Origin of the sequence: Bartonella sp. AP21QHHD (assembly GCF_042196205.1) — a bacterium.
GTDB lineage: Bacteria > Pseudomonadota > Alphaproteobacteria > Rhizobiales > Rhizobiaceae > Bartonella.
On sequence record NZ_JBHIPT010000017.1, the window covers coordinates 1 to 3,049 of the forward strand.

A 3,049-nucleotide genomic window follows, 5' to 3' on the forward strand; every position below is an offset into this window, starting at 1 on the left:
GAAATTTTTACAGTCCAATACTTATAAGTTTTTTCAATCAGATGCGTATCAGAAGCTCAAAGATCTTTTTGCAGGTATGGCGGCAGCACCTACAGATGGTTCTGGATGGGATGCGCTTGCAAGTGGTGTGAAGCATCTTAATGAAGGAGATAAGGAAAGAGGGCAGGTTAATCAGACTGTCGAGTATCTAAAGTCCAAAGGCTATAGCGAAGAAGAAGCGCGGTTCATGGCTGGGAATAAAGATGCATTGAATGCTTTTCTATTACAAAAAGTGAACGGCGGTTATGATGCTAGATCTAAAGAAGAAATGGACCGCCTACGAGAAACAATAGATCTTAAAAATAGTGAAGCTATCAGTAGTAATACACTCCATGACATTGAACGTTTTATGAATTATATAGAAGAGAATGGTGATTGGGCTACGGGAAATCTTGCTGATTGGCAAGCTTCTTTTAAGATTCCTCAACACCGTGATATGCGTTCACTGCTTGATTCCATTAAAAACCGTATAGGTATTGACCGTTTAGAAACGATGAGACGGTATTCACGCAATGGTGCTTCTGGTTTTGGTAACCTTACAGAAAGAGAGCTTGATATCTTAAAGAGCTATTTAGGAGAGATAAAGTACGACTTGGGTCATAAAGAGCTCTTGTTTAGGTTGAAAAAAATCCATCAGATTTTGGCTAAGATGAAATTAGACGTATTGAAATTGCTAGAAGACAGCAGCATTGAATTAACGCAAGAGAGTGTTGATAAGGTTACCTCACAGTCGCATTCTAAAGCTCCACAGCAAGGACGTAATGCTTTGCCACTTGTTACCAGCAAAGAAGAGGAAGATGCATTGCCTTCCGGTGCACGCTTTATTGGTGAAGATGGAAAGATAAGGGTTAAAGGGGCTTAAAATGGCATATATTCCTTATTCTCGCATTGTTGATGATGTATCCGATAATGATGGTACGTCTTCGGTGAAGAACAGTCGTGGTAATCAAGGAAAAAAAACAACGGGTTATATTCCTTATTCCCCTCTTGTTGATGATGATACGGCTTCATTTAATACAAAATTTACAGCAGATGATTTTTCATTTGATGATAAAGATCTTACGTGGTCGGATGCTGTTAGAAGCCATGGTACATCTGGTCTTACAGCAGGTTATAGTGATGAGATACAAGCGGCGAATGAAGCGGGTTTTATAGATTATTGGCGTGGTGATAAACGAGCAGAGGAGATCTATAATAGAAGGGTAGCTAAGGAGCGCGCTTACCTAAAAGCTTTGGAAGAGAAACATCCATGGTTATCTTCTGGTGCTTATATTGCTGGTTCGATTTTACCAACATTAGCATCTTTGGGTATTCCAGCATTAAATTTTTTGCGAGCAGGTTCGACTTTAGGAAGTTTAGGTAGGGGAGCTATTGTTGGGGCAGGTTCTGGAGCTTTACATGGTTCTGGTGCAGGAAAAGGTTACAATGATACGGTGAATTCGGCATTAGCCGGTGGTGTTGGTGGGGCAGTTTTGACGCCGGTTGCTGCTTTAGGAGGTATAGGTATTTCTAAGGCAGTTCGTAGTTTAGGAAATGCTTTAAAATCGCCTCCACTTATAAGGAATTATTTTAATCCTGCTCGTAAAGAGGTTTCAAATAAAGCTTTGAGAGAAGTTGCCAAGCAACTTTACGATAATAAACCCCAAAAGATCACGGAACGTCTTAGCTCAGAACCTCAGGAAGTATTTTTGACAGATATTAATGAAAAACTACGACAGACTTTGTGGAATGCGTCTAAAACAAATGAAGATGTTTATAATCTCTTGAAACAAGCACATGAGAAAAGATTGGGAGGTTCTGTTCAACGTCTTTATGATATGATGGAGCAGACAATTGTTCCATACCAGCATAGCGATACTTTAAGCAGGACGCTTAAACAGCAAGGGAAAGAAGCGCATGATCATCTTTATGAACAAGCAAGGCAAACGCCGATAGGACGAGAGTATTATCCGGCTCTTAATAAACTTTTTGAAAATAAAGGGTTTCAAAAAGCTCTTAAAGAAGCTGTCAATACTTTAGAGGAACACCCTCTCAGTATAAATCCTAGAAGGTTTTATGATAGAAGATTTAGCAGTATAACCTATAAACCTACGATAGAGTTATTAGATCAAACTAAGCAGTCTCTCGATGATTTAATCGAAAAAAGTAAGAAACATGGCGATAACCAAAAGATTTTAGGATACGAAGTCCTCAAACAAAATTTGGTAAAAATAATGGACGAAATCTCTCCTACTTATAAAGCAGCACGCGGTAGTGCAGCAAAATTCAAAAACTTTGCAGATAGCTTTGAGGAAGGTAGACAAGCTTTTGGAACAAAGCTTGAAAAGAGTTTTGAAAGGGATGCAGTTCAGGAAAATCTTTCTAAAGGGAATTGGACAAAACAAAATAATACCTATCAGATGGGTATGAGAGATGCCTTAGATGATTTACTCAGAAAAAATGATGACCCTATTAATGAATTTTCTAAACTTTTAAAACAAAATCTTGCGTCTGAGAATCTTGAAAGGACCATAGGACCGGAACGGTTTTCTACTTTTAAAAAGGCAGTAGATCAGGAGCAATTCTATTCTGATGCAGCAAAAGAGGGTTTTAGCAAATTTGAAGGCACTCCTGAGGTTTCTCTTTTTGATGGAGTTCGTGTACCACATAGTATTCCTGATATACCAGCTCAAGGCTTAAAATTAGCACGAAACATATTTTTCCACCCGAATGCTCCAGAGGCGCTACGGGCAAGACAAGAGCTAGAGCGCGGTATAGCGAAGTTAGCAACTTTTGGCGTTAAAGGAATGGAGCGCAATGAAATTGCCAAATTGATTCAAAGTGCTTTGAAGTGGCATAAAGCCGGTGTGATAACGGATGAAGGCTTGAAGATTGTTTCTAGAGCTGTAGCAAAAGGGTTAGGTCCTAGTGCTTCAATAGAGTACGCGAAATGACCCGTTCTAGTCCTTCTGTTAATCAAGCGATCCGTCAAGCAGCAGTGCGTTATGGTTTGCCAGAGAGTTATTTGTAC

The 3,049-nt window shown here is 39.5% G+C and carries 1 protein-coding gene and 2 pseudogenes; all 3 read left to right on the forward strand.

Annotated features, from left to right (window positions below; genetic code table 11):
• Nucleotides 1-901: pseudogene (locus ACFIMC_RS01515) on the forward strand (hypothetical protein); the annotation flags it as partial.
• Nucleotide 902: 1 nt separating this feature from the next.
• Nucleotides 903-2,972 (forward strand): glycine zipper family protein, encoded by a 2,070-nt coding sequence (locus tag ACFIMC_RS01520; protein WP_375655549.1) that lies wholly within the window; start codon nt 903-905, stop codon nt 2,970-2,972.
• Nucleotides 2,969-3,049 (forward strand): annotated as a pseudogene (locus ACFIMC_RS01525) (lytic transglycosylase); the annotation flags it as partial. The gene ACFIMC_RS01520 and the pseudogene ACFIMC_RS01525, both read left to right, overlap by 4 nt.

Excerpts from the sequence above, each read along its gene's own strand:
- ACFIMC_RS01520 (WP_375655549.1), top strand. The coding sequence starts at position 903 with ATGGCATATATTCCTTATTCTCGCATTGTTGATGATGTATCCGATAAT.